This is a genomic window from Terriglobia bacterium, assembly GCA_020072845.1.
Taxonomy (GTDB): domain Bacteria; phylum Acidobacteriota; class Terriglobia; order Terriglobales; family Acidobacteriaceae; genus JAIQGF01.
Window position 1 is genome coordinate 157,004 of record JAIQGF010000003.1, and the last position, 26,083, is coordinate 183,086.

The following is a 26,083-nucleotide window of genomic DNA, read 5'->3' on the forward strand; positions in this document are numbered from 1 at the left end:
AGCGGACGCGCGGCGAAGACGCCGGTCGAGAAGGGCATGGCGAATTTTCTGCGCAGCTTGCGCGAGCGCAATGCCTCGCGACATACGATCCATGCCTACGCGCATGACTTGGGCGAGTTCGCAAAGTATGTCGGGGAGCAGAAGTGGGAGAGCATTGACCACTTACGCGTCCGCGGGTTCCTGTCGCACCTCTATGAGCAGGGGCTGAGCAAGACGTCGGTGGCGCGGGCGCTGGCGGCCGTGCGGTCCCTGTACCGCTGGCTGGCGCGGGAAGGCATCGTGGAGCAAAACCCGGCAGCGCTGGTGGCGACGCCGCGACTGCCGAAAAAACTTCCGCGCGTGCCGACGATTGAGGAAATCAACTCCGTGCTCGACGCCGGCATGCCGGAAAACGCCGCCTTTCCGGATCGCGACCGGGTGATCCTGGAACTGCTCTACGGCTGCGGCCTGCGCAACTCGGAACTGGTGGGGATCAATCTTGCGGACATTCACTGGTCCAACGGCGCCATCCTGGTCCGGGGCAAGGGCAGCAAGCAAAGGGTGGTGCCGTTCGGCGAATCGGCCAGCGCGGCGCTCTCGACGTACTTGCCGAAACGCGAGAGGGAATTGAAGCGGCGCAAGAAATCGTCGCCGGCGCTGCTGCTGAACTGCCGTGGCGGACGGCTGACCACGCGGAGCGTCGGCCGGATCGTGAAGAGCATCGCGGTCGCGCATGGATTGCCGCCCGACCTGCACCCGCACACTTTGCGGCACGCCTTCGGCACGCACATGCTGGAAGAAGGCGCGGACTTGAGGGCGATCCAGGAGATGCTGGGACATGAGCGGCTGGCGACGACGCAGCGCTACACGCAATTGTCCATCCAGCACGTTATCCAGGTGTACGACGCCACCCACCCCAGGGCGAAATAGGACGGTCAGCGGAGGAGTACGAACATGTCTTCGAATACTGGAGTCAGCACAATGGCCGGAAGCGGGTCCCCATCGTCGGGCGCGAAGAGCGGCGCGACGAGCGTGATGAGCAGGCTGGGGGCGGTGAATCGCGAACTCTGGCTATTGCTGGGCATGTTTGCCATCGCGCTGCTGCTGAATTCGCTGGTGGCGGAGCGTCGCATGCTGCTCGGCCTCTATGTGCTGCCCACGATCTTTTCGGCGTACTTCTACGGGCGGCGGCACGCGGTGATGACCGCGTTCGCAAGCGTGTTTCTCATCCTGGCGATCTCCTTTTTCAATCCCGTGGTTCGGGGCAGGAATTTTGAGTTTATCGCCGAGGAGCCGTGGTTCGATTTCATGGTCTGGGGCGGAACGCTGGTGGTGATCGCGTACCTGATGGGGACGCTGTACGAAAGCAAGGAAGCCCACTTGCGCGAACTGCGGCAAAGTTATGAAGGGATCCTGATGATGCTGCAGCACATCGCCTCCGACAATAAGTACAGCCAGAATCACCCCTACCGGGTCTCGCTCACCGCCAGCAAGATCGCCGAGCAGATGGAGTTGGGGTCGCAGCGAGTCGAAGACGTGCGCGCGGCGGCGCTGCTCCACGAAATTGACAAGGTTGGGATCACGAATGAAATGCTGTACCAGGCTGCCAACATGTCGGTACAGGAACTGCACGAGCTGCAGGCGAACCTGGAGCAGGGACGGGAAATGCCGCAGACCCAGGGCAGCACGCTGCGGCGCGTGATTCCTCTTTTACTCGCTCACCACGTGCTCATGGACAAGGCCGAACACTCGCAGAAACTCCCGAATGCGCCGCTGGAAGCGCGCATTCTGCTGGTTGCCGACGTGTACGATTCGCTGACCAGCGCCAAGGACTCGCGCATTTCGCCTTCCGAAGCCGTGGAAAGAATCTCGCAGCGGGCGGGCATCGAGTACGACGCCGATGTCGTGGACGCCATGGTGAAGGTCTTCCGTAAGCGCGGCATGGGACCCGGCGAGCTGGCAAGTTCCTCGTGGTTGAGCGGCTAGTCGGCAGCCTGGCGCTGTCCGCCGTCGCGCATCTCCAGCCACATCTCCATCACGCGCGCCTTCAGTTCTGCCGTCAATAATTCGTAAGTTCGCTCCGGATTGTCCACCTGCTGCGGCGGATCAATGCGGTCGCCAAAGGCGAGGTGCAGGCGGGTGAATTTCTGGAATCCCTTGCCGCGCGGCCAGGCTTCGAAAAATCCATCCATGGCCACGGGGTAGATCGGCACTTTCAGGTGCGTCGCCAGAATGGCCGCGCCTTTCTTGAATACCTTGGGCGTGCCGTCAATGCTGCGCTCGCCTTCCGGATAAAGGATCAGGACCTTGCCGTGACGCAGTCCGTAGGCGCCGGCGCGCATGGCGGGAACCAGGTTGGCGTCGGGATCAACCGGAATGAGCTTCAGCGAACGGGCCAGGGCGCGCAGGATGCCGTTGCCAAAGATCTCGCTGGTGCCGACGTAAAACGCGTCGCGCAGGATTGAATAAGGAAGCACACTGACCAGCACCGCTGGATCGAGAAAGCTCTGGTGGTTGGGGGAGATGATGCACGGCCCGTGCCGGGGCAGCTTCTCGACGCCGGTAACGGTAAGGCCGAAACGATCGCGCACAAAGAGTTGGAAGAGCCGGCCGAACAGGAACCAGGCGCGCTCGGTGACCGGCTTGCGGCGCGCGACGGCGAGCACTTCGGGATCGGTCGGATCGATGTTGAGAATGGAATCCCAGGCGGCGCGCTCCTGAACGCGCCCGCTGCGGCCGACGCTCTGGCGCACGACATCCACCAGTTCGCGGACGGTGTAGACCTCGGAAACCACCGCATCGGGCACGCTGGCGCCGAGCTCGCGCTCCAGCGCCACCAGCAATTCGACGCGCTCCATGGAGTCGAGGCCGAGGTCGAGTTCGAGATTGTCGCGCGGATGAAGCTGCCGCCGGGCCCCATCGGCGGCGCGGGTGATGACGGCGACGGCGCGGGCGACGTCCGGGGCCGCAAGCCACTGCCGCTCATCCTCGGTCAGAGTGCGCGCCAGTTCTTCACCTTCGACCTGGGCGGCGGCTTGCTCCTCCTTGACGCGGCGCTCGACTTCAAAGCGTTTGATTTTGCGCGTGGTGGTGCGCGGCAGATCGTCCTGCCAGATGTCGAAGCCGAGAATGCGTTTGGTGCTCGGCAACTGCGCCGACAGCGTCTCGATATCGAACCGGATCACCTGACGTGCATTCACGATCTTGCGCTCACGAAGCACTTCGAAATTAGGCACAACGACGGCGTGCAGGCGCTCGGCAATCGGCTCGCCCGGCCGCCCCTGCAGGCCGAGAACGCAGATCTCCTTGATGAAGGGGCTCTTCAGGTAGTGCGCTTCGATTTCGTCGGGATGGATGTTCTTGCCGTTACTGAGGACGATGACTTCTTTTTCGCGGCCGGTGATGAATACGTTGCCGTGACTGTCGACATAGCCGAGATCGCCGGTGTGCAGCCAGCCGTCGCGGATGACTTCGGCGGTGGCATCCGGGCGCGCGTAGTAACCCTTCATGACGAGCGGCCCGCGGAGCAGAATTTCGCCGACCGCGGGTCCGCCGCCGTCCTCCGGCGGCTTGGCATCGCGCAGCTTGAGCTCCATGCCGGGCAGGGGCTTGCCGACGGAGCCGATGACGTTGTCGTAGGGCGGAGTGCCGATCGCGCCGCCGGTGGTTTCGGTGAGGCCGTAACCCTGGAGCAACTCGAAGCCCATGGCATAAAAATCCCGGGCAATGCCGGCATCCAGCTTGGAGCCGCCGGAGATGAGGTAATGCATCTTCGGTCCCAGTGTCGCGTGGACGGGACGGAACAGCAGCTTGCCCAAATTCAATCCGAAGCCGCGAGCGACGCGCGAGACTTGCAGCATCCAGCCGAACGCACTCTCCGCCAGCCGGCCGCGCGCGCCGGCTTGCTTCCGGATGCGCTCGTGGATGAGGTAGAAAAACTGCGGGACGCAGCAGAACAAGGTAATGTCGCGCTCGCGAAGGGCGCGCAGCAGCTCCGTGGTGTTGAGCGACTCCAGAAATACGATGCGGGCGCCTCCGGCCAGCGGCAGCAGCAGGTTGGCCATCTGCGCCAGGGCGTGAAACAGCGGCAGCACCCCGAGAATGGCGTCGCGCGGGGTGATGTCAATCAGCCGAAATACGCCTTCGGTTTCGGCGTGGAAGTTGTCGTGGGTGAGCATCACGCCCTTGGGATCGCTGGTCGTACCGGAGGTGTAGAGAATCGCGGCTGTCTCATCGCCGACAGCGTCAACCGGAGTGAATCCTTCGGAGCCGGCTTTCACGATGGCGTCGAAGTCCGGTCCGGGCAGCGGAGATTCGGCCGGCTCCAGCAGCAGCAGGCGGATCGGGCTGTCCGCGACAGCGCGCTGGGCGACGGGCAGGTGCTTGGCGTCCACGAACAGCAGGGAAGAGCCGCTGGCTTGGAGCAGCTTGGCAACCTGCGCAGCGTTAAACGCGGTATCCAGCGGAACCGTAACCATGCCCGCAGCGACCGTACCGAGATAACACGCAATCCAGCGCGGGCTATTGGCGGCAAGAATGGCGCAACGCGTGCCGCGGTCGAAACCGCTGGTGACCAGCCACGAACCGAGGGCTTCGGCCACGGTGCGCAATTGCGAGTAGGTGAGGCGCTCGATCTCACCAGCATGGCGCTGGATCTCGACCGCGACTGATTCGGGCCAGCGTTCTACCGACTGGAGAAACCCTTTGTAGAAGTTTGCCATGAGCGGAAGGTCAAGTTTATCGAACACCGCACTGGGAGCGCAGCAGGAAAGGCGCTGCGGTATTGGTTCGAGCCCGGGTGCGAAGTGAAGTAGCGCAGCGAGCTAGAGCCTGCCGCGCCGATTGCACTGGTCGCGGACGCGATCGAGTTCTTGCCGGCGCTTCTCGGCCTGCCGGCTGTGACGCCCATGTTTGCGAACCGCGTTGTCGAGTTGCGCCTCGGCCTTGCGGATCTTCTGTGCACACTTGTCATCCCGGTCACCAGCCTGGGCAGGAACCACGCCCAGCAGGAGCGCGCCCACGAGCGCTGCTTGCCCGATTCTGCGGAACCATTGATTGCAGGACATGAATTCATCCTCGAACGACGCGGCATTTTACACCAGGGCCATCGGGTAGTACGCGTGAATTCGCTGTCAGCATGGCGCCGTCGATACGCGTCGAAATGTCGATGCGGGCCTTTAATCTAGGCGCGGCGACGAAGGTGGAGCGCTACCAGATCAGCGCCGACCCGCGCCGTGGCGGGCGCTCGCGACGAGCAGCATAGGACAGGGCCGGGCCCCACCTTGTCGCAGTGCAGTCGACCGCGTTACCAAAGTAATGTTACCTGGTGGCTTGAAATCTCCTTGGGATTCCCCTTGACCGTGGATTTTGCGACCGTGATAATTGTGCGATGCGGGGGCGCTTTCAATTCGTTGTTGCGTCTGCTATAGCCTGCGCAGTGATAGTGATTCTGGTGTCGCCAACGGTGCCGTTGCCGCTGACCACGGTACCGAGCAACCACAAGGTGCAGCGCCCCGACGTTTCTGTCCATATCACGGCCGTACTTTCGATTACCGGTGTGTTCGACTCCGGCGTCGTGCATGAGATGGTGCTGATGCGATCGGGACACCCGACTGCCGGCGGCTGCGATATTGTAGACGTGACCACCGCCCGGCTCTGCTGACCGCTCATTTCCGATCCTACCCGGCAGTTTGAGTTTTCCCGCGACTGGGAGGACGAGCAACTGCACAGAACTTTGAGACCACGCAAGTGCCGGAGTCCAATGGGCATGACGAATCCTGTAGTTGAATACTTCAAGTACGCGTCCGAAGCTCCTCTGCGTTTCCGATCAGCCGGCTCTTTGTCCACGGATTCGGGTTACTTTGCTCTTGGACCGCGGATCACCTGCTACGGCAGGACGGGGGCCGGATACCGCTCCAAGCGAGCGGATCAGTTGCTCTGTGACGCTTCGAAGTATTCTTCGGCTGAGGGAAGCACACTATGCTTGCCGTTCGATCCTGCCGAAGTAGTCGCCAACCTCACCCATGAGCGATATCTGCGCGCTACTGCAAGTGCGTATACCACGCGGGAAGAACAGCTCGCGCGGCGGCTGTATTATCTCGTCAGACCTATATTGCGCTTAGGTCTGCGCAGCCGGCTGCAAAAGTACTATTTGCGCAATTGGCGCAGGCTTCGTTTCCCGAACTGGCCGGTTGATACGACCGTCGACATGCTGATGAAGAAGCTGCTGGCGCTCGCGGCAAAGGCAGCGGGAGTGGACAGCGTACCGTTTATCTGGTTTTGGCCGAACGGTCATAGCGCCTGCTCGATCATGACCCACGACGTGGAAGCCGAGTCGGGGAAACAGTTTTGCTCGACCATCATGGACATTGACGAGGAATTCAATATTCCGGCTTCGTTTCAGATCGTGCCCGAGCGACGATATGACGTCTCGGATGGTTACATCGCTGGCTTGAAGGCGAGAGGGTTTGAGGTGAACGTGCAGGATCTGTACCACGATGGCCTGCTGTTCTCGCACTACAAGAAATTCAAGGAGAATGCTGAAAAAATTAATCATTACGGGCGCGAGTTCGGAGCCGTTGGATTCCGGTCCGCGGTCCTTTATCGGAATCAGGACTGGTTTGACCATTTGGATTTCGAATATGACATGTCGGTTCCGAACGTGGCCCACCTGGATCCTCAGCGTGGCGGTTGCTGCACAGTGATGCCGCACTTCATTGGCCGTATGCTCGAGTTGCCGGTAACAACCACCCAGGATCATTCACTGTGGCACATCCTGAAGGACTACTCGATCGATCTCTGGCGTCGTCAGATGGATCTGATACGGGAGCAAAACGGGCTGATCAGCTTCATTGTCCATCCCGACTACCTGTTCGATACGCGTGCCCGGGCGGCGTACAGGTGTTTGCTAGCGGCGCTCAACCAGTTACGATCCGAAAACAACGTCTGGATCGCCCGTCCCGGTGAAGTGAATCGGTGGTGGCGGCAAAGAAGCGAGATGAAACTCGTTTCGAGAAGTGGACAGTTGGCCATTGAAGGCGAGGGAAGCCATCGGGCGCGTGTTGCATTCGCCAAGATTCAGGGCGATGACATTGTCTACTCCCTGCTGGAGAATGCTGATTATGGACACGACACAGGATGCGACAATTTGCGTTTGCCGCAGGGTCTTGGCAGTGACATCGCGAACGCGAACACTTCTGATGCTGCTGATTAGCTGACGGCCGTGAACTCGCGCTGCTCCGGACTCGAGCGTAACGCGGTACAGTCACTCTCTCACAGTCCGTTAATAGCAATTGAGTCCCATCAGGACTTAGGTTAGCTGTTTCCTCAAGTCGTAGAGAGTAAGTGCCCGCGCACTTTGATGTAAGGCAATCGTGGTGGGCGAGAGGTCGAAGCTAGTAGGCGCCGAAGAAGACAGCACGCGGTGTTTGCAGGATGATCTTCAGATCCAACGCGAGCGACGCCGTTTCCACGTACTTGAGATCCAGCCGGACCATCTCGTCGAAGCTGGTACGGCTGCGGCCGTGCACCTGCCAGAGTCCGGTGATGCCAGGCTTGGCGGCGAGCATACGACGGCGGTGCCAAGTCTCGTAGCGATCAACTTCATAAGGCATCGCCGGCCGTGGTCCCACCAGTGACATTTCTCCCCGCAACACATTGAAGAACTGAGGGATCTCATCCAAACTCGTCTTCCGCAGCAAGTGGCCGAACGGCGTTACTCGTGGGTCCTTGGTGAGCTTGTAAACGCCGTTGCCGTTGCTGTCGGTATGGAGGACGTCGTTAGCGCCGGCGATAAATCGCGTGACATATTCCTTGTGAATGTTGTGGTCGCAGTTGGCATACATGGATCGGAACTTCAAGAGCGTGAAGTTGTGGCCATACTGCCCGACGCGGGTCTGCCGGATCAACACTGGTCCTTTGGAAGTGAGCTTGACTGCGACCGCAACCAGCACAATAACCGGCGAGAGCAGCAACAGGGCGATCGCGCTCCCGACCAGATCGATGGCCCGTTTTAACCAAGAGCTGGTCGCGTCCGATCGCATGGGGTGGGTGATATCGGGATAGAACGTCAGGTCCGCTTTCCTGGCCGCATCGCCGTTGGGAGGCTCCGGAAACACGTGGATCGAAATCCTGACGTGACTTTCCTGCTCGGCTGGGATCAGTTTACCCACCAGGCCGGTGAATTTCGCAAGCAGGACGTTCATTGCCACCGAGGGCTCATCTGCAATCTCGGTGAATAGGACCGCCATAATCGAGCCCGTCTTGTACCAGCCGACGAGGTCGGTGTCGCGGGTTGACGACAGCAAAGCTTCGGCAAGGCACGCCGGGACGCTATCGCGTCCGCCATTCGCGAACCGTGCGCCACCCTCCACCAGCATGACCAGAAACGGTTTGCCCGAACGCTCGCTCCGCTTGCGTTCCAGACAGAGAAAACGAAGGAACTCGTCTTCGCTCACAAAGGACCGCTTGCTGAGAGCCGTATTCTGATTGCCGTTGTAGGTGGCGGAGAACAACTCGTCCGTAGGATATTGCCGCGGCTGCTCCAAGCTGCCGGATACGCGACCTTCGCCTTGCGTACCCTGGTCAGGATTCACACCTGTGCTCTCACCCTTTATCGATTCGGACTGTGACCCTGCCGACAGCCCCTGCTTCCGGCTGTGCGCCATCCCGCGGGCATTGCGCCCTGTTGTCGCCAAGCTGCTCCCTCCCCCTGTTGTCCCAAAAACTTCCGTCTCAGATTGCAACTACTTGGCTTGCTACCAGTGCTAGAGCAACTTCGTTACCATGTGTCCGCCTGGCAACATCCAATGCAAGTTGCTGATTCAGTGATCTTTCCCTGCACTGAATGCGGATATCAACTGTCGTCCGACAATTTGTCGGAGTGAAAAACGTTGCACCAAGGGGAGGAACATGCTCCGGCAGCGCCTAACTTCACTGCCGACAATCAGATTCATAGCCTTAAGCAAGATCGAGATCGCATAAACCGCGCACTTTCTCTGGCTTAAGTGTATGACTCCTCGCACTCCACCTTCGTGCCATGCGACCTACGGGTTCAAGACCATGGCCTTAGGGCTTGGCGGCGGTTTGAGGGGGATGTCCATAGCCGCCGTATCCCTTGTAGTAGGAACCGTTGTAACCCGAAGCCGGCGTAGCCTGGTTCAGAACCACCCCGACGATCGCCTTCTCACGGAATTCCCGAGCGGCTCGCTGCGCCTGTTCAGCAGGAGTGCTGCCGGAGCGCACGACGAGCAGTACACCGTCGCAATATTCCGCCAACATGCTGGCATCAGCCACCGGAACTGCGGGAGGCGAGTCAATTACGATCCAATCGAAGTTCGGTGCCAACTGCTGCAGCAGGGTTTTGCAGCGGCCGTTGGCAATCAACTCCGCTGGGTTCGCTACCTCCGTGCCCCCGGGGATAAAGAACAGCCCGTCCAGGGGGCCGCGTTGCAGAACCGCGTACTCATCGGCCGTTCCATGAAGGTAGTCAGTCATTCCCGGAGTTGCCCGCGCTCCCAGGCATTCGTGCAAGGATGCGCGGCGCAGATCGCCGTCAATCAGCAATACCCGGCGACCGTGCTGCCGGGCGAGGGCCTGGGCGAGGTTGGCGGAGACAAACGACTTGCCTTCACCGGGCAAAGCGCTACCCACCAAAACGACTTTGAGCGGGCGTTTCTCACGGATCTGGAACAAGCGCGAACGGAGGGTTCGGAATTCCTCCATTCCCACTTCGTAGTGTTTGGAAGAGTCAAAAAACAACATCGACTTCGGGTCAGGCTTCCATGGCGCCGGGACACAACCGGCGATGCCGGATTCCATCTTGCCCGGTCTCAAAGTGGGAAGTTGAGGTTCCACGGCGGCAGGAACTGAGGCGGCCGGCACCTCGCCGGGCAGGACTGGAATTGCCAGTTCACTAGCCGACAGTTCTCCCGGCTGGGCCGACTTGCGCTCCTGCTCTGCTTTCTGTAATGCCTCGTGAATGCGGCTCATCTGATTTTCCTGTCAATTGCGTGAATCGCGGCGTCACGCACTGTCTCCGTGGAACCGAGCGAAGTCCGCAGCGCGTCGATGAGGCGCCGCGTCTCGCCATCGCCATCGGACCGGATGGGAGGTATGGGCGAAACTACATCCAGCTCGAACTCGCGCGCGACGGTGTTGATTGTCTCGGGTGCGATGGGCTGCTGGCGGTCCACGAACCCGCTGATCAGAGCGTGTTCGCAGAGCAGATTGACGACTCGCGGGATGCCTTGCGAATACTCGAAGATCTTACTCACCGCTTCCGGACTAAAGATCGGCTCGCCATTCGCGCCGGCGATCCGCAAGCGTTGCGCGATGTAAGCACCGGTGTCGGTCAAGGTCAGCGGATGCGTACGGCAACGAAGGGTAATGCGCTGCCGCAGTTGGCGCAGGTTGGCGTCGCGCAGCTTCTGTTCGAGCTCCGGTTGCCCGGAAAGAATGATCTGCAACAGCTTTTCCGTGGAAGTCTCCAGATTGGTCAGCAGCCGGATCTCTTCCAGCAGCTCCAAGGAAAGATTCTGGGCTTCATCGATGACCAGAACGGCGGTTTCGCCGTCCCGGTAACGATCGAGCAGCCAGTGGTTCAAGCGCTGCAGCATCTCCGCCTTGTCGCGCGATTCGGTCGTCAGGCCAAAATCGTTCAGCATGAACTCGAAGAACTGGGGAACATCGAGCCGAGGATTGAACATGAACGCGGTCGAGATTCGGTTGGTGCGCAGCCAGTCCATGAGCCGGTTCAAGAGCGTGGTCTTGCCGGTCCCGACCTCACCCGTCAGCAGAATGAATCCCTTGCGCCTCTGCACGCCGTAGGCCAAGGACGAGAGCGCCTCATGAACCTGCCGCGTTGGGTAGAGGAATCGCGGGTCAGGGTTGACGTTAAACGGATTGGCGCGGAGCCGATAAAATGCCTTGTACATTGGTTAAGCCCCCAGCACTTGTCGCGCGCGACTTGGTTCGCGACTCGATCGCGGTTTTCCCTTCGGCGCGCGGCGTGCGGCAGCGGCCCCGACCGGCGGCACCATGGCCAGCGTCGGAAGCTTCAAGTAATATTCGACGTCGCTCTCGGTGCGCACGGACTTATCGCGGAATTCGAGAATCGCAACCGAAGCGAGACCGAATCCGAACCCTCCCAGAACGCCGAAGGCGGCAAACTGCCATCGCTTAGGAAAGGCCGGCGTTTCAGGAAGATTCGGTGGATCCATGACGCGAAACTGCTCGCCCTGTTGGCGGCGTTCGAGATTGGTCGCCATCTCGGATTGGGTCTTCTTGTTCAGCAGGTCGTCATAGTTTTTTTGCGCGGTCGTGTAATCACGCGTCAGCGATTTGTATTCCTCCTCAACTCTTGGACTCAACTGCACGCGGGATTGATAGAGTCCGATTTGCTGGCGGATGCGTTGTTGCTCCGAGGAGCGCTCTTTCACAACGCTTTCCAACTGGTGGATCTGCAGCCGCAACTGCTGCAGCTCCGGAGGTTGGCTTAACCCGGCTTTGTTGGCATCCTTGGAGACGACGTCGCCGGCGGAAGCGCTCTCGCTGATCGTCTTCTTGAGCTTCGCAATCTCGCTTTTCAGCTTGATAATGTCAGGATGATCTTCGGTGTACTTGCTCTGCAGGGTGACCAGCTGTGATTGCAACAAAGACAACTGGTGTTCCAGCGTGTCCGCGTTAAGACCGACCCGGGTTGCACGCCAGGCGGCGGTCTGCTGGGCCAGCAGGGACTCGGAATAGGTCTTGTCCTGCTGGGCGCGAGCCAGCGCCTGGGTGGTCGCCTCGAGTTGGGCGTTGAGCGTCGCCAGCATGCTCAGGTTGGTTTGCTCCTGTTCAGGAAGCTGGCCGGTATATTTCATCTTGAACTGGGCCAGCTTGGAATCTTGATCGTCAAGCTTGCGCTTGGCCTCGTCGAGTTGGCTGCTCAGGAAGTCGGTCGTCCCCACCAACCCCTGCTCGCGCGCTTTGAGGTTTTCCGACACGAACATGGAGGTGATCTCGGCGCAAATCTGCTGCGCCAACCGGGCATTCTTGGCGGTGAAGCTGATGGAAAAACCGGGCATATCGCCACGCCGGGCGTCGTTGGCGCGAATTGGCGTAACCGTGATCAGCTTGCGCATGCGGTCCACCAACTCTTCCATGGGCACCTTGCCCTGGTCGTCTTTGAATAACCCGAACCGCTCGATCATCGGTTGCAGTCGCGTGCGACTGAGGATCTGTTCTTGCATGGTCGCCAGGCGGCCATTCAAATCCTCGGTCACCACGGATTTCACGAAGGTGTCAGGCACTTTTTGCTGATCCACTAACACAGTTGTCTGCGACGTGTAGCGATTCGGAATTATGAGCGATATCAGAACCGCGAGAAGAGGGCCGATCACGATCGGAAGAACAAGCCACCACACCCGCCGGCGAGCTATCGCCAGGTAGTCGTGCAGGTTGAGTTCGCGATCACCTAACATTCCATTCCTCACGTTCATGCTTGCGCGGCCCTCATTCCATCCGGATGGGCCGGAATCCCCAGTCGAAGCCTACAGTGAAGAGGTGCCGAATGCTCTGGTCGCCGCACGTTGGACAAAACAACAGTCCGGCCTGCCGCTGGAACGAATAGCTGGCAAACACGCCACTGTACAAACCCAGTTGGCGTTCCACACCGGTGTTGGCGAAGAAAGTCGAGTAGGAACTACCATTGATCAGACCCGAGTTGTGCGAGTAGCCGACGCTGGTGGTGGTGAGCCAGCGGCGCAGGAACGGCCGAGAGAACCCGCCGGATACGACATCGCTATTGGCGCCAGGCTGGACACCCGAGCCGGCCGTGACGTTGCGTGCATAGGCCGCCGTGAAATCCATGCGATGGGCCAGGTAGTGCAGGTTCGCCTGTGCATTCCATAAAGTGAGATCTTGCGACTGGACGGCAGTGTCTACCTCCGAGATGCCGCCGCCGCCACCCAGCTGCAAGCTCAAACGGCCGGTGACACGCCGCCCGTACGCCAATTGCGCGACGTGATTGCGCGTCCGGGTATGCAGATCCAAATACCCATATTGCGTGAAACCATAGCTAATACCGACGGTGTCGCGGGCGGTGAGATTGCGGCTGTATCCGACGCTGCCCCCCTCTTGGTTGCTTTCAATCAGGTTCCCGTCGGGCGATCGAAGGATGCCGTAGTTCCCAATGACGGTCACGGTGCTGTGCGCGTCGAGATGGTAATCGGTTTCGACCACGGCGGTGTTGCTCACCTGCGATCCAACCTGCGTCAGCAGATTCTGCGCCGGTACTAGGGTGGGATTCAGGCCAGCGAGGTTGGCGCCACCGGCGAGGGCGGCGGGACCGATGACGGCAGCAGCCGCATTCGCACCTCCGCCGAAAGCGGAGCTCGAGGTATAACCGACTTGATCGCTGAAGAACAGCGACCAACGGCGGAAATCCAATCTCTCCGTTAGGCCAAAGAGCTGGAAGTTAGAGGATCGCCCGCCGAGTATGGCGACGTTGCTCCCATTGGCATTGAACATTCCGCCGCCCTGGTACCGCATGGTAAACAACTGGCTGCGGGAAACGCGCTGCAACTCGAATTCGCCGGTGATGCTGCTCACCGTGCCCACGTCGGAATCCGGCACGAAAACGTTGGGATTCGAATCCACGGTTTGCGCGAAATGCAGTTTCGGCAAAAAGAAACTGGGCAGATCGGGCCTGCCGAGGGTCAGTGTCTGGGCACCGGTCAGCGGACGGGTGTCGGGCGTCATGGTCGGGCCAGCTTGATCAGGCGCGGCCACTGCAGGGGCGTCGTGCTGGTACACCGGCGGCTCCGGAACGGCCGGGGCATCGGCTTTGTCCTGCGCTGATGCGCCGGTGAACAAAGCCAGCCACAACAGACAACCAACTTGCCATCGAGTGTGATACATCATCATCGTCCTTTCACGGCACCACGATCGTGTCACCGGGTTTCAAAAGGATGTTCTGCTCCGCATTCCGGCCTTTCACGACGTCGTGGTAATTGAACGGCAACTTGCTCTGCTTGCCGTTTTCGACTCGTAGGACATACATGTTCTTGGAGTTTGCAAACTGCGTAAACCCACCCGCGCTGGACAAGCCCTGGAGCACAGTGATGTTCGACACCAGAGGATACGCACCGGCCTTAGTCACCTCTCCAATTACGAAATAGCGGCGGCTGTTCACCTGAGTGACGACAACCGTGACGCGGGGCTGTTCCAGGTACTTCTTCAGCCTGTCCGTAACCTGGGCTGCGAGTTGGGTCGCAGTCAACCCGGCTGCTTGGACGTCGTTCAGCAGAGGGAGGGAAATCTTCCCATCGGGGCGGACCGGGACGGTAGCCGACATCTCGGCTTCTTTCCAGACGTTTACGTTCAACATATCTTCCGCACCAATGATGTAGTCAGAATCATGGGTGGCCGCTACGGCAGCCGCCGGCGGCTTGTCATCTCCAGGGTTGCCAGCCCAGACCAGTCCAGTGGCGGCAAGTAGCAGCGCCAAGACCAACGTCGCAGGGAACACTCGGGACTTCATGGATGCGTCTCCTCAGAACTCGAATATTCGTCGTCGAGGCCGATCTGTTTCAGTTTGTAAAGCAAAGCTTTGTAGCTGATCTGCAGTTCCTGGGCGGCTCGCTTGCGGTTCCATCGAGTGCGTGACAGCACCTTCAGGATGAGTTCGCGCTCTGCCTGGCGGGAAGCGACACGAGCAGCCTGTTTCAGGGAGAGACCTTCGGAATCGGCGGCGCGCTCCAACCCCTCGGAATGGTTGGAGCGCAAAACCATCATGGCTACGTGTTCGTCATCAACGGCGACGACGGTTTTGACCGCATTCTTGAGTTCGCGAACATTACCCGGCCAAGCGTACTCAATTAAATACTGCTGCAAGCGAGGGCTCAGGTCGCGCTTCGGCCGGGCAAACACCCGAGCATAAACGTCCAGAAAATGATCTGCCAGCAGCAGGATGTCCTCCCTGCGGTGACGCAACGGCGGCATGCGCAGGCAAACACTGCTGACCAGGTAGTAGAGGTCTTCGCGAAAGCGCCCGCTACGGATCTCCTGTTCCAGGCTGCTCGTGCAGGAGGCGATCAGACGGGGACGCGTCGAGGACTCTGGCGAGCGCCCGAAAAAGAACGACAGCATATTGGCCTGCATGGCGGACGGGAGATCGGATATGTGCCGCACAAAGACTGTCCCGGCGGGAGCGCTGCCACCATCGTGATTCTTGCCGTCGAACGGCATAAAGGAATCATGGGCTGCATCGAGGCAAGCGACCTCAGCAAAACGAGCATGCTGCCGTCCGGACATCGCATGAATCTGCTGTGCCAGGCAGCGTTTGCCCACCCCTTCTTCGCCCAAGATCAGGACCGGAGAGCTACCCATTGCAACTTTCTCAGCCGCCGTCTCCAGCGCCCGCATAGCCGGACTTGCGCTGCGGACGAAGACCTCGCCGCTGTCAGCACCGGCGCTGTGAGACCGAGGAGAGTCGCTAGGCATTCGTCCTCCGGGGAGGCAATAACGCGTTGAAGCGCAAGGGAGCCACAACTTTGCGTAAGCAACTGCAGGACCAACGTGGCAACTGCGGAAGGGAACAGAAGGCACGCGGCAGGCTAGGGGACAAGAATCGCTCTGGAGAGCGGACGAGGTCAGATTTTCGCCATTTTTCCGGTTGCTGGGGGGTGCTTGCTGACCATGCGTCCGTGGCGCTTGTCACGCTGTAACTGATTACATCTACAGTGGCTTAGGTATTGCAGACGGTCGAACACCAAGCCATTTTCCCGCCGGCAAATCGGTTTTGCCAGGGGCTGAGGATGCGCAACCGGCACGCAGCCTAATGGTCTATCAAATTACTAAAGTTTCGCACAGGGCTGCGCGGAGTTGCCGCAATTAGCCAAGAAATCGGCCCTCGCGAGGGAAATTGTTTTCCACTCTGCTCTAGGAATCTTCCACCTCTGAAACTGGCCAATCTCCCTTATAAAACAAGGAGATAGCAACTTCTTTATCGGATGGTGTGCCGGGCAGGGAGGGGAAAAAGGGAAAATGTTTTCCACCATGTTCTGCTGAGGTAAGGGTGCTGATTGTCGGCGGTCAAAAGCGGACACGCGGGATGTTATTGATAGCGCAGACTGTCTCTGTTTGAGATTCTCGTCTTTTCCTGAGACAGACCAATTGTGCCGACATGTTATTGATTTGGCACATACATCGCGATCACAGTGAAAAGTTTTGCGTTGCTAATTGTTTTCGACTAAAGATTGTTAGGACACGCACGTGGCACTGGGAAACTCCAAGGTAATTCCGCGGTTTCGGCAGACAAGCGCCTTGCCCTGGGCGATGGAACCGGACTTGCTCACGTGCACTGCAAGGGCAGGAGTTGCACAGAGTGAGATGTGACTCAGAGGGCGGAGCTACGTACAGCGGCACCTATAATGACGTAAGTCACATGCTGGAGCTGCCGTTGCCCACTCCGCTGCCACAATGGTACGCCGTGCAGACGCGTCCGCGGCACGAGAAGAAAGTCGCTGCCGAGTTGGCGCGAAAAGGCATTGAGAATTACGTGCCGCTCCTGGGTCAGATCCATCGTTGGAGCGACCGGCGAAAGAAAGTCGAAGTACCCCTCTTCCCGGGTTACGCGTTCGTGCATGCAGCCCTGTCACCAGAAACGCGGATAGCAATCCTGAGGGTCTGGGGAGTGTTGAACTTCGTCGGTTCGCAAAACCTGGGCACACCGATCCCGGATAAGCAGATCGAATCCATCCGGATGCTGATGGCCCAAAATCTCCAAGCCACACCGTATCCGTTCCTCAGGAGCGGTCAACGTGTGGTGGTGCGCAGCGGAGCACTGGCGGGACTGGAAGGCATTTTCTTGGGAACTGCGGGGAGGAAGCGATTGGTGATTTCAATCGAATCCATCCAGCAATCCGTCGCTCTCACGATTGAGGGCTACGACATCCAGCCAGTTTAACTGTCGAAGCTTTTGCTGCGGCATGCCTGCTGGATTCATCCAGCATCATGCTGACGCAACCCGGACGATGCGATTGCATTGTCGATCGGGGAATTCACAAAAGACATGAGGCATCACAGATGACAAATACGGACGCATCGATTCCTTTCCTCGACCTGATTACGCCGCATCGCGAACTGGAAAGCGAACTCCTCGCCGTCGTGCAACAAGCCTTTCGTACTGCCGGCTTTATCGGCGGCCGAATGTTGGAAGCATTCGAGCAGGACTACGCGCGCTTCTGCCAGGTGCCGTACTGCGTTGGGGTGAACAGTGGCACGGACGCTTTGCGCTTCGCGCTGATCGCCGCCGGCATTGGTCCGGGCGATGCCGTGATTACCGTCGCCAACACTTTCATCGCTACCACGGAAGCGATTTCCCAGGCCGGTGCACTGCCGGAGTTCATCGACGTTGACCCGCAAACCTGCAACATGGACGCGGGCAAGCTCCAGGAATATCTGGAGCTACGCTGCACGCTCGACAGCCACACCGGAAAGTTGATCAGCCGCCGAACAGGAAAACGAGTGGCGGCAATTCTCCCGGTTCACCTTTACGGCCAGATGGTGGACATGGATCCGATCCTGGACTTGGCACAACGCTATCACCTGATCGTCATTGAAGACGCTTGCCAGGCCCACGGGGCGGAGTACTTTTCAAAGAAACAGAATCGCTGGTGTAAGGCCGGATCCATGGGGCTCGCCGGCGCCTTCAGCTTCTATCCCGGTAAGAACCTTGGAGCATGCGGCGAGGCCGGTGCGGTGACGACCGGCGACGAAACGCTGGCTCGCAAGATCCGCGTCATCCGCGACCATGGTCAAGCGGAGAAGTACTACCACGATGTGGAGGGTTACAACGGACGCCTGGACTCAATCCAGGCGGGCATTCTCGGAGTCAAGCTGCAGCATCTCGCGAAATGGAATGCCAGCCGGGTGGAAGCTGCGAAGCGGTATGGACAATTGTTTGCGGCGGCGGGCGCGCCTGTGACCTTGACCGCACAGCCGGCCTGGTCGAAACCTGTGTATCACCTCTACGTGATTCAGGTGGACGACCGGGAAACTCTGCGGCAAGACCTGGCTGCGGAGAAAATCGGGACGGGAATTCACTACCCGATCCCATTGCACTTGCAGAAAGCCTACGTGGGCATGGGGATCCGTCGTGGTGAGTTACCGGTGACCGAAGCCGCGGCCAGCAGAATCCTGTCGCTGCCCATGTTCCCGACCCTCTCGGAAGCACAGCAGAGGCGGGTCGTAGATGCCGTGGTGCGCAGCGTATCGAAAAATGCTGCAGCGGTGTCGTCGTAGCGCCTGGAAGGCGAGTTCGTGGTGGGGCTCGCGGTATCTCAAGGTTTGTCAGGAGGCGGAATCGCCATGAGCGAGCGCAGTAATGTAGTCGTCGTCGGACTGGGAGAAGTTGGCAATCCACTGTTCCAGCTCATTTCCAGGCATCACAACACGGTCGGAGTGGACATTGTGCCCGTCGCCGAGCCGATCAAAGGCGTCGATTTCCTGCACATTTGCTATCCGTTCGAGATCAAGGACTTTGTCGGTGAGACCGCCCGGTACATCGAACGCTTTCAGCCGAAAGTGACAATCATCAACAGCACGGTCGGGATCGGAACGACGAGGTCGGTGGCCGAACGAGCGTCCGCCGCCGTTGTGCACAGTCCGGTGCGCGGCAAGCATGTCCGCATGCTGGATGATTTGGGCAAGTACATGAAATTCGTCGGAGGCATTGATTCCGCATGCGCGCGGCAAGCCGCCCGGCATTTCGAGTCGGTCGGTCTGAAGACGCGAATCCTCTCATCGCCGGAGGCGTGTGAAGTTGCGAAGTTAACGGAAACGACCTATTTCGGGCTGATGATCGCTTGGGCGCAAGAAGTGGAGAGGTATTGCGACCGGGTGGGGGCGGATTACAACGAAGTCGTGTCCTTCTACGAGGAGATCAAGTTCTTCCCCCCGGTCAAATACGTACCGGGAATCATCGGGGGACATTGCGTGATGCCCAATATTGAAATCTTAAGCAAGTTTGACCACTCGGCGATCCTCAAGGCGATCCAGTCCTCCAACAAGATGAAAATCGAGCGCGAGGCTCGTAACTCAGCAGCCGACGCCGGCAAATCGCTGGCTGCGTCTGCCAACAAGAATGGAAGGTAACGTACGCTTCGACACAGTGCTCTAGGGCGACCCCAGTGCAGCTTCGCCCTGTGAAGTCGATATATTCCATGGCTATCGAAGGCACGAATTCAATCACGCGATCTTCTGCCATCTCAGACCACGCTGACACCTCTGCGGGGATGTCCTCCCAAAGCCAGAGGCCGATCGCCTCGGGTCACCGTCGCCTGGAAGGAAAACGTGTGGCCATGGTGGTCCTGTCCGGTTATCCGGCGGACCCACGGCCGCGCCGCGCCGCAGAAGCGCTCAAGAACGAAGGGATGGAGGTAGAACTGGTATGCGTGGCGAATCATACCAAGGCGACCGGAGCGTGCAGCAACGGCATCGACGTGGTCCGTTTACCCATCAAGCATGCACGGGGCGGCAAATTATCCTACATGTATGAGTATTCCGCCTTCCTGGCGGCCGCATCCGCCATCTTGGCGGTTCGTTCCCTGACTCGACACTACGATCTGGTGTACATCCACAATATGCCGGACGTTCTCGTCATGAGTTCGCTGGTGCCCAAAGCGTTGGGGGCGAAGGTCATCCTTGACATGCACGATCCTATGCCCGAACTCATGATGACCATCTTCCAACTGGACCAGGAGAGCCGGGGTGTCCAGCTGATTCGACGATTTGAGAGATGGAGCCTGGGGCTGGCGGATCTGGTGGTCACCGTCAACATCGCGTGTAAGCGGATCTTTGGGACGCGGAGCTGTCCTCCCGAAAAAATCGGGGTGGTCATGAATTCTCCCGATCGTCAGATCTTCCCGTTTCGAGCGCCGCGCGTACGCGCTGCTGCCAAGAACGGTCAAGCAAAGCCATTCGTGATCATGTATCACGGGTCGCTCCTGGAGCGGAATGGCTTGGACCTCGCCGTCGATGCACTGGCGAAGATCCAAGAGTCGGTTCCCGCCGCGGAACTCAGGATTTACGGCGCCACAACCCCGTTTCTGGAACGTGTGCTGGATTCGGTGCGCAGCCGGGGCCTGCAGGACAGGGTTCACTATTTCGGTCCCAAGCGGCTGGAGGAGCTTGTCCCGGCGATCGAAGATTGCGATGTGGGTGTAATTCCGAACCATCGCAACGCATTTACCGAGATCAATACTCCCACACGAATTTTTGAATATCTGGCACTCGGCAAGCCCGTCATTGCCCCCTCCACGCCCGGCATACAGGATTATTTCAACAAGGATTCTCTCTATTTCTTTGCGCCAGGAAACTCCGACGACCTTGCTAAACAAATTGAATACGTGTTTCTCAATCCCACGGACGCTATGGAGATCGTGGCGCGAGGCCAGCAGGTTTACCTCGCGCACACATGGGAGCAGGAGAGAGAGACACTGGTGAATCTCGTAAGCGAACTGCTGCATGGGAGTAACTCGCATTAATGGCACATACAACGGCATTGGTCGAAAGCACGGCAGTCCCGGGCCGCCGGAGTTCGCAAGCGCTCCATGTTGAGGACGTCCAGCGTTCACTCGAGCGCGTTCAATCCTGGGTCGAGCAGCACAACTACCGCGGCTACGAGCCATTTGACGGGCTGTCGTCTTGGGCGCGTCCGTTGGCCTTCGGAAACATCTTTGCCGAGCGCCTGCTGATGCAGGCCATCCGGCAATGCCCGTTCAACCTTCGGCCACTGTTCGGGATTCATCCTCAAGAATCGACCAAAGGGCAAGGCTACATGGCAGCGGGATATTTGTTGCTCTACCGTGCCACCCACGAGCAACACTATCTCGATAAGGCCATCCGCTGCCTCGAGTGGCTCGACAGACACAAAGTGCCTCGGTTTAAGCATCACAGTTGGAGCAATCACTTCGACTTTTCTTCCCGTGGCGGAACCTATACCAAGGACGACCCCATCATTGTGTGGACCGCCTTGATCGGCCAAGCTTATGTCGATGCTTTCGAGATTACCGGGCAGGAATGGTGCCTTCGGATTGCGGAGAGTGCGTGCAACTGGATCCTCGACCTGCCCCGTGAACAGACTCCCCATGGTGCTTGTATCAGTTATTTCGCGCACGTGCAGAGTTCTGTGCACAACTCCAACATGCTGGGCGCTGCGCTGCTGGCGCGGACGGCGAAGCACAACGGCAGTGACCAGTATTCGCGGGTGGCGCGCTCAGCGATGACCTATAGCTGCTTTCACCAGCGTGACGAGGGATCGTGGTGGTACGGAGAGGAACCGAAGTACCGTTGGATCGACAATTTCCATACTGGCTACAATCTCGACAGCCTTCAATGCTACATCGAGGCCAGCGGAGATGACGAGTTTCGCCCCAATATCGACAAGGGACTGGCATTCTACAAGGCAAACTTTTTCGAGGATACAGGGCGGCCGAAGTACTACCACAACCGAACCTACCCCGTGGATATCCAGTGCGCGGCGCAATCGATCGACACGCTCGCCCTCTTCGCCGACCGCGACCGCGAGTGTCTCGAGCTTTCCCAGAAGGTTGCTGCCTGGACAATCGGCAACATGCAGGATTCGGAAGGATACTTTTATTACCGGCAGTATCCGCTAGTTAAGGCGAAGATTCCGATGCTCCATTGGGGGCAGGGCACAATGTTCAAGGCGCTCGCTCGTTTGTTGCTCGAAATGAAGTCCAACGAATGTGCGCAGCTGCGCGCCTCCCGGCGGGATCTGTAAACCGCTCACATACAGCCATGATTGGTGTCATTGCAGATCCGTCGGATTTCTCCGTCGTTCAAGAATTTTTTGAGTTGTTCAAGACGCCATGGGAATTTTATCGTGAAGGACGACATTACAGCGTTCTGCTGTGTTCCGGTGATTCCGGCCTCAGGGAGCAAGACGCGCAGCTTGTGGTTATTTATGGTGGCGCAAAGGCACGTTCCGATGCTGCGATTGCCGGCAGTCGAGCTTCAGGCAAGGTAAGCAGCCGCCTTCTGTCATATAAGGGAGCTCGCCTACAACTCTACTTCGAGAGCTTTACATTCGACGACCGGAGCGCTGGCATCCTCGTCGATGCGGAAACGCTTCGGCCGGCAGTACATGAAACTCGTCGCAACGGCGCCATCGTGGTGCGGGTTGGATACGACCTTTTTCGCGAAGTCCGCCATCTGCTGACGGTCGGCCAGCCAGCCCCTAGTGCGCCGAGTCCGACGCTGGATCTGCACATTGCTTTCTTGCGGGACGTGATCCGTTCAGCGGGCATCTCCCTGATCGAAATTCCACCGGTCCCATTTGGATACCGGTTCATCGCCTGCCTGACGCACGACGTCGATCACCCGTTTGTCCGGCGTCACAAGTTTGATCACACGATGTTCGGCTTTCTTTACCGCGCCTTGATCGGTTCGGCTATCGACCTGTTTCGGAGAAGGACTTCGGCCTTCAACCTGCTGCATAACTGGCTCGCAGCGCTGAAGCTGCCGTTTGTTCATCTCGGCCTGGCGAAAGACTTCTGGAGTGGCTTTGAGCGCTATCAAGAAATCGAGGGCGGCAGCCCGTCCTCGTTTTTCATTATTCCTTTCAGGAACAATCCAGGTCGGGGCTCCGACGGGTGCGCGCCGCGGTTCCGGGGTGCGACTTATGGCGCCTCCGACGTTGCCGATCAGGTTCACAGACTGCTGGCGGCGGACTGCGAAGTCGGGCTCCATGGAATCGACGCCTGGGTCGACAGTGCGAAAGGACGCGAAGAGCTGAACGAGATCCGTTTAATCACGGGCGCACGCAACATCGGCGTACGCATGCACTGGCTTTTCTTCGACGAGCAGTCGCCCGTCGCGCTTGAGAGCGCGGGTGCAAGCTACGATTCTACCGTGGGCTACAACGAGACGATCGGGTACCGCGCCGGCACTGGCCAGGTATACAAGCCGCTCAATGCCACCACGCTTCTCGAACTTCCTCTGCACGTCATGGACACCGCACTGTTCTATCCCTCGCACCTGCATCTGTCGCCCGAAGATGCCCAATCCAGGATCAATGACATTATCGAGAATGCAGTTCGGCAGGGTGGGTGCGTTACCGTGAACTGGCATGACCGCAGCATTGCACCGGAGAGGTTGTGGACCGGCACGTATGTGACCCTGGTTCAGGAACTCAGGGACAAAGGAGCCTGGTTCGCCACAGCGTCGCAGGCAACCGCCTGGTTTCGGATGCGAAGATCCGCGACGTTCGCAATCAACAGCGATGGCAGTTTACGGACAACCCTACCGGCCAGCTCCGATGGGAGACTACCGGCACTGACGCTGCGCAAGTACAGGGGTGCGTCGGGCGAGCCAATCGACGTTGCTCTCAAGGGAGTGGCCGATGCTCCTTGCTCGCATGCGGTCGCAGTGAATTGCTGTGGACCGACCTTACTAGGGTGATGCCCTCCTTTATTGTGCGCAGGATAATGTCGGAGTCTTACTGTTAGTGCACAGCCGAAACCTACTTCGCGAAAAAAAGTTGCTCGCCATGTCGCCATCTACGATCTCGCCCTCAAATAACTGTTCCGCTGGTCCTGACAAAGGAGTGGCGCCACAGGGAACTTATGACGTTGGTGAATCGGCTATTTCCAGAAAGCGTCCAGCGAGTATCGTGTTGGTCTCCAATCAAGTGATGCACTACAGGGTCTCTGTTTACAACTATTTTCACAGGAGATTTCGCGAATACGGTTTCGAATTCTCCGTGATTACGGACCGCCTTCAGAAGGAGAACCAAAAGCCTCTAGAGTTTGCATTGCACGAAGTGCCATTCGATTTCCTTAAGTACAAGCGGGTCATCAGCGCTGAACAGCCCGCTGCTGTGATCTTGTTTCTTCACCTCAAAGATTGGATTACTTGGCCGCTCGCACACTGGCTGAAGTTCCGCAGGATTCCCTTCGCTTTCTGGACAAAAGGTGGAAACTGGGACGCGAAAAACAGCAAGCTGCGCTACCAGATGTTCAATTACGTTCATGCGATGAGCGACGCCCTGATTCTCTACGCCGAGTCTTGCAGGGAGTTCATTAAGCCTCGCTTCCAATCCAAGGCATTCGTGGCCAATAACACCGTCAACTTTGAGGACTTTCCGCCGGTTCATGAGAGCAAGGCGGAAATTAAGCGGGAGTTTGGCATTCCCTTTGAGAAGACCGTCATCTTCATGGGAAGGATGGGCGAGGGAAACGGCCGGAAACGAGTCGACCACCTCATCGATATTTTTCGCGGCCTCGATCGCAGCGGGATCGGCCTGGTGCTCGTGGGATCGGGTTTGAGTGAAGAGTTGAAAGCGCGCATGAATACCCGGAATACGGTCTATCTCGGTGAGGTCCACGATCCACAAGACCTGCAAATCAGCAAATTGTGCAAGATGGCCGACGTTTGTGTCATCCCGGGCCACGTTGGCCTGGGACTCAACCAGGCCTTTTACTGGGGACTGCCGGTGATTACCGAGGAAGGCGACCATCCGCCGGAAATGTTCTATTTGAAACCCGGTCGCAACGGAATTGTCGTTCCCCGGAACGACACAGCGTCGCTGCGTGACCGCATTCTTTGGCTACTGGACAACGACCAGTTGAGGTCGGAATTCTCTAGGAATGCCCGCCAAGACATCTTGCGGGAGGCATCCGTTGAAGGAATGTTTTCGGGATTCAAGGCTTGTGTGGACTTCTTGACATCCCGCGATTGCAGGGGAGCTAGGGAGGTATTGTGAGGATCAGTGTCTTTGGTATGGGTTACGTGGGCTGCGTGAGCGCGGCGTGCCTGGCGGAGCTTGGGCACCAAATTGTGGCCGTTGAGACCAACCCAACGAAAGTGGAGATGATTAACGCGGGCAGAAGCCCGATTATCGAAGCGAAGTTGGATGAGCTCATGGCGGCGGCGGTGTCCAGCGGGCGGCTACGTGCCTCTTCCGATTGGTCAGCTGCGGTGAAGGAAAGCGAGCTGGCCATCGTATGCGTAGGTACACCCAGCCAGGATAATGGCAATATCGATCTCAGCGCAGTCGTGCGGGTCTGTGAGCAAATCGGCGGGGCCCTGACCTCCAAGAACGAATACTTCAGCGTAGTCATCCGCAGCACGGTTATTCCCGGTACGATGCGAGAGATCGTGATACCCACGCTGCAACGCTGCTCTGGAAAGAAGGCCGGGGTTGATTTTGGGGTATGCATGAACCCCGAGTTTCTACGCGAAGGCACCTCGGTGGATGATTTCTACAATCCTCCGAAGACCGTGATCGGCGAACTGGACAGCAAATCCGGGGAGAAATTGGCGCAACTGTACAAAGACTTTCCGGGCGCCCACGTTCGAACGGAATTGGGTGTCGCGGAGATGGTGAAATACGCCGACAATGCTTTCCATGCGTTGAAGATTACTTTCGCAAATGAGATGGGGAACATTGCGCAGGCGGTTGGCGTCGACAGCCACCGGCTGATGGAGATCTTTTGTCTGGACACAAAGCTGAACCTCTCGCCTTACTACCTGAAGCCAGGGTTCGCGTTCGGAGGCTCTTGTCTGCCGAAGGATTTACGGTCCCTTACCTATCTAGCGAAGACGCAAGATGTCGTCGTGCCGGTCTTGAATTCCATTCTTGAGAGCAACGATTATCAAGTCAAGAAGGTCGTCAAGAAACTGCTTTCTTTTAAGGGGCGGTCGTTAGGCTTCCTGGGGCTGACCTTCAAGGAAGGCACGGACGACTTACGGGAGAGCCCAATCGTGGAGCTGGTCGAGACTATGATCGGCAAAGGCTACGCGGTAAGGATTTTTGATCCGAATGTCTCTCTCGCACGACTGATTGGAGCGAACAAAATATATATTGAGAAGGAGATACCCCACATCTCACAGCTGCTGTGTTCCTCGGCGGAAGAGCTCGTCGCCCACAGCGACGTTTTGGTGCTGGCCGGCAAGGAAAAGGCTTATGTCAAAACGCTGCAGGACGTAAACGGGAACAAGCCCATTGTTGACCTGGTGAGGTTCTTTACTCCCGAGCGCCATCCCTCGTCGGAATATTACGGAATTTGCTGGTAATCGCGGTCGGTCGCGCGAC

21 protein-coding genes are annotated in these 26,083 nt (G+C 58.5%); 12 read left to right on the forward strand and 9 right to left on the reverse strand.

What is annotated here, in order from left to right; all coding sequences use genetic code 11:
- Positions 1-36 precede the first annotated feature (36 nt).
- Both LAN70_03075 and LAN70_03080 read left to right on the forward strand, forming a co-directional pair.
- Positions 37-909, forward strand: coding sequence for a tyrosine recombinase XerC (locus LAN70_03075; GenBank protein ID MBZ5510132.1), 873 nt, complete (start codon positions 37-39; stop codon positions 907-909).
- A gap of 24 nt (positions 910-933) precedes the next feature.
- Positions 934-1,965 (forward strand): HD domain-containing protein, encoded by a 1,032-nt coding sequence (locus tag LAN70_03080; protein MBZ5510133.1) that lies wholly within the window; start codon positions 934-936, stop codon positions 1,963-1,965.
- Here the strand turns inward: LAN70_03080 and LAN70_03085 are convergent.
- Together LAN70_03085 and LAN70_03090 are read right to left on the reverse strand one after the other, a co-directional pair.
- The gene (locus LAN70_03085) at positions 1,962-4,700 is read right to left on the reverse strand and encodes an AMP-binding protein (protein ID MBZ5510134.1); all 2,739 of its coding nucleotides are present in this window, start codon (positions 4,698-4,700) and stop codon (positions 1,962-1,964) included. The two genes, LAN70_03080 and LAN70_03085, sit on opposite strands and share 4 nt — an antisense overlap.
- 102 nt (positions 4,701-4,802) lie before the next feature.
- On the reverse strand, positions 4,803-5,045 hold the full coding sequence (locus LAN70_03090) for a hypothetical protein (GenBank protein ID MBZ5510135.1): 243 nt from the start codon (positions 5,043-5,045) through the stop codon (positions 4,803-4,805).
- A gap of 377 nt (positions 5,046-5,422) precedes the next feature.
- Here LAN70_03090 and LAN70_03095 point away from each other — a divergent pair, with 377 nt between their 5' ends.
- Both LAN70_03095 and LAN70_03100 read left to right on the forward strand, forming a co-directional pair.
- Positions 5,423-5,641, forward strand: a complete 219-nt coding sequence (locus LAN70_03095; GenBank protein MBZ5510136.1) for a hypothetical protein — start codon at positions 5,423-5,425, stop codon at positions 5,639-5,641.
- A gap of 321 nt (positions 5,642-5,962) precedes the next feature.
- On the forward strand, positions 5,963-7,192 hold the full coding sequence (locus tag LAN70_03100; GenBank protein ID MBZ5510137.1) for a hypothetical protein: 1,230 nt from the start codon (positions 5,963-5,965) through the stop codon (positions 7,190-7,192).
- Positions 7,193-7,373: 181 nt separating this feature from the next.
- On the opposite strand, the gene LAN70_03105 is transcribed toward LAN70_03100, so the two are convergent.
- From LAN70_03105 to LAN70_03135, 7 genes are all read right to left on the reverse strand, one after another.
- Positions 7,374-8,675: a sugar transferase gene (locus LAN70_03105; protein MBZ5510138.1), complete on the reverse strand. Its 1,302-nt coding sequence runs from the start codon at positions 8,673-8,675 to the stop codon at positions 7,374-7,376.
- Between the two features lie 370 nt (positions 8,676-9,045).
- The gene (locus tag LAN70_03110) at positions 9,046-9,969 is read right to left on the reverse strand and encodes a CpsD/CapB family tyrosine-protein kinase (protein MBZ5510139.1); all 924 of its coding nucleotides are present in this window, start codon (positions 9,967-9,969) and stop codon (positions 9,046-9,048) included.
- Complete coding sequence (locus LAN70_03115) at positions 9,966-10,913, reverse strand: AAA family ATPase (GenBank protein MBZ5510140.1); 948 nt, start codon at positions 10,911-10,913, stop codon at positions 9,966-9,968. The genes LAN70_03110 and LAN70_03115 overlap by 4 nt, the downstream gene beginning before the upstream one ends.
- 3 nt (positions 10,914-10,916) lie before the next feature.
- Positions 10,917-12,443, reverse strand: a complete 1,527-nt coding sequence (locus LAN70_03120) for a lipopolysaccharide biosynthesis protein (GenBank protein ID MBZ5510141.1) — start codon at positions 12,441-12,443, stop codon at positions 10,917-10,919.
- A gap of 31 nt (positions 12,444-12,474) precedes the next feature.
- A complete protein-coding gene (locus tag LAN70_03125) occupies positions 12,475-13,836 on the reverse strand; it encodes a hypothetical protein (protein ID MBZ5510142.1) in 1,362 nt (453 codons plus the stop codon).
- Positions 13,837-13,894: 58 nt separating this feature from the next.
- Positions 13,895-14,503 (reverse strand): polysaccharide biosynthesis/export family protein, encoded by a 609-nt coding sequence (locus LAN70_03130; GenBank protein ID MBZ5510143.1) that lies wholly within the window; start codon positions 14,501-14,503, stop codon positions 13,895-13,897.
- Complete coding sequence (locus LAN70_03135; protein MBZ5510144.1) at positions 14,500-15,465, reverse strand: sigma 54-interacting transcriptional regulator; 966 nt, start codon at positions 15,463-15,465, stop codon at positions 14,500-14,502. Before LAN70_03135 ends, LAN70_03130 begins: the two co-directional genes overlap by 4 nt.
- A gap of 943 nt (positions 15,466-16,408) precedes the next feature.
- Here LAN70_03135 and LAN70_03140 point away from each other — a divergent pair.
- From LAN70_03140 to LAN70_03175, 8 genes are all read left to right on the forward strand, one after another.
- Positions 16,409-16,930, forward strand: a complete 522-nt coding sequence (locus tag LAN70_03140; protein MBZ5510145.1) for a UpxY family transcription antiterminator — start codon at positions 16,409-16,411, stop codon at positions 16,928-16,930.
- Between the two features lie 119 nt (positions 16,931-17,049).
- The gene (locus tag LAN70_03145) at positions 17,050-18,267 is read left to right on the forward strand and encodes a DegT/DnrJ/EryC1/StrS family aminotransferase (protein MBZ5510146.1); all 1,218 of its coding nucleotides are present in this window, start codon (positions 17,050-17,052) and stop codon (positions 18,265-18,267) included.
- Between the two features lie 168 nt (positions 18,268-18,435).
- Complete coding sequence (locus tag LAN70_03150) at positions 18,436-19,119, forward strand: hypothetical protein (protein MBZ5510147.1); 684 nt, start codon at positions 18,436-18,438, stop codon at positions 19,117-19,119.
- A 68-nt stretch (positions 19,120-19,187) separates the two neighbouring features.
- On the forward strand, positions 19,188-20,510 hold the full coding sequence (locus LAN70_03155; GenBank protein ID MBZ5510148.1) for a glycosyltransferase family 4 protein: 1,323 nt from the start codon (positions 19,188-19,190) through the stop codon (positions 20,508-20,510).
- On the forward strand, positions 20,510-21,769 hold the full coding sequence (locus LAN70_03160; protein ID MBZ5510149.1) for a hypothetical protein: 1,260 nt from the start codon (positions 20,510-20,512) through the stop codon (positions 21,767-21,769). The genes LAN70_03155 and LAN70_03160 overlap by 1 nt, the downstream gene beginning before the upstream one ends.
- 17 nt (positions 21,770-21,786) lie before the next feature.
- Positions 21,787-23,448, forward strand: coding sequence for a hypothetical protein (locus LAN70_03165; protein MBZ5510150.1), 1,662 nt, complete (start codon positions 21,787-21,789; stop codon positions 23,446-23,448).
- A 145-nt stretch (positions 23,449-23,593) separates the two neighbouring features.
- Positions 23,594-24,751: a glycosyltransferase family 4 protein gene (locus LAN70_03170; protein ID MBZ5510151.1), complete on the forward strand. Its 1,158-nt coding sequence runs from the start codon at positions 23,594-23,596 to the stop codon at positions 24,749-24,751.
- Entirely contained in the window at positions 24,748-26,064 is a 1,317-nt protein-coding gene (locus LAN70_03175) for a nucleotide sugar dehydrogenase (protein ID MBZ5510152.1), read from the forward strand. Before LAN70_03170 ends, LAN70_03175 begins: the two co-directional genes overlap by 4 nt.
- Positions 26,065-26,083: the final 19 nt, after the last annotated feature.

Coding starts and splice junctions, on each gene's coding strand:
- LAN70_03115 (MBZ5510140.1), bottom strand. CDS start 10,913: ATGTACAAGGCATTTTATCGGCTCCGCGCCAATCCGTTTAACGTCAAC.
- LAN70_03075 (MBZ5510132.1), top strand. CDS start 37: ATGGCGAATTTTCTGCGCAGCTTGCGCGAGCGCAATGCCTCGCGACAT.
- LAN70_03120 (MBZ5510141.1), bottom strand. CDS start 12,443: ATGTTAGGTGATCGCGAACTCAACCTGCACGACTACCTGGCGATAGCT.
- LAN70_03155 (MBZ5510148.1), top strand. CDS start 19,188: ATGGCTATCGAAGGCACGAATTCAATCACGCGATCTTCTGCCATCTCA.
- LAN70_03080 (MBZ5510133.1), top strand. CDS start 934: ATGTCTTCGAATACTGGAGTCAGCACAATGGCCGGAAGCGGGTCCCCA.
- LAN70_03110 (MBZ5510139.1), bottom strand. CDS start 9,969: ATGAGCCGCATTCACGAGGCATTACAGAAAGCAGAGCAGGAGCGCAAG.
- LAN70_03140 (MBZ5510145.1), top strand. CDS start 16,409: ATGCTGGAGCTGCCGTTGCCCACTCCGCTGCCACAATGGTACGCCGTG.
- LAN70_03135 (MBZ5510144.1), bottom strand. CDS start 15,465: ATGCCTAGCGACTCTCCTCGGTCTCACAGCGCCGGTGCTGACAGCGGC.
- LAN70_03145 (MBZ5510146.1), top strand. CDS start 17,050: ATGACAAATACGGACGCATCGATTCCTTTCCTCGACCTGATTACGCCG.
- LAN70_03160 (MBZ5510149.1), top strand. CDS start 20,510: ATGGCACATACAACGGCATTGGTCGAAAGCACGGCAGTCCCGGGCCGC.
- LAN70_03085 (MBZ5510134.1), bottom strand. CDS start 4,700: ATGGCAAACTTCTACAAAGGGTTTCTCCAGTCGGTAGAACGCTGGCCC.
- LAN70_03165 (MBZ5510150.1), top strand. CDS start 21,787: ATGATTGGTGTCATTGCAGATCCGTCGGATTTCTCCGTCGTTCAAGAA.
- LAN70_03130 (MBZ5510143.1), bottom strand. CDS start 14,503: ATGAAGTCCCGAGTGTTCCCTGCGACGTTGGTCTTGGCGCTGCTACTT.
- LAN70_03090 (MBZ5510135.1), bottom strand. CDS start 5,045: ATGTCCTGCAATCAATGGTTCCGCAGAATCGGGCAAGCAGCGCTCGTG.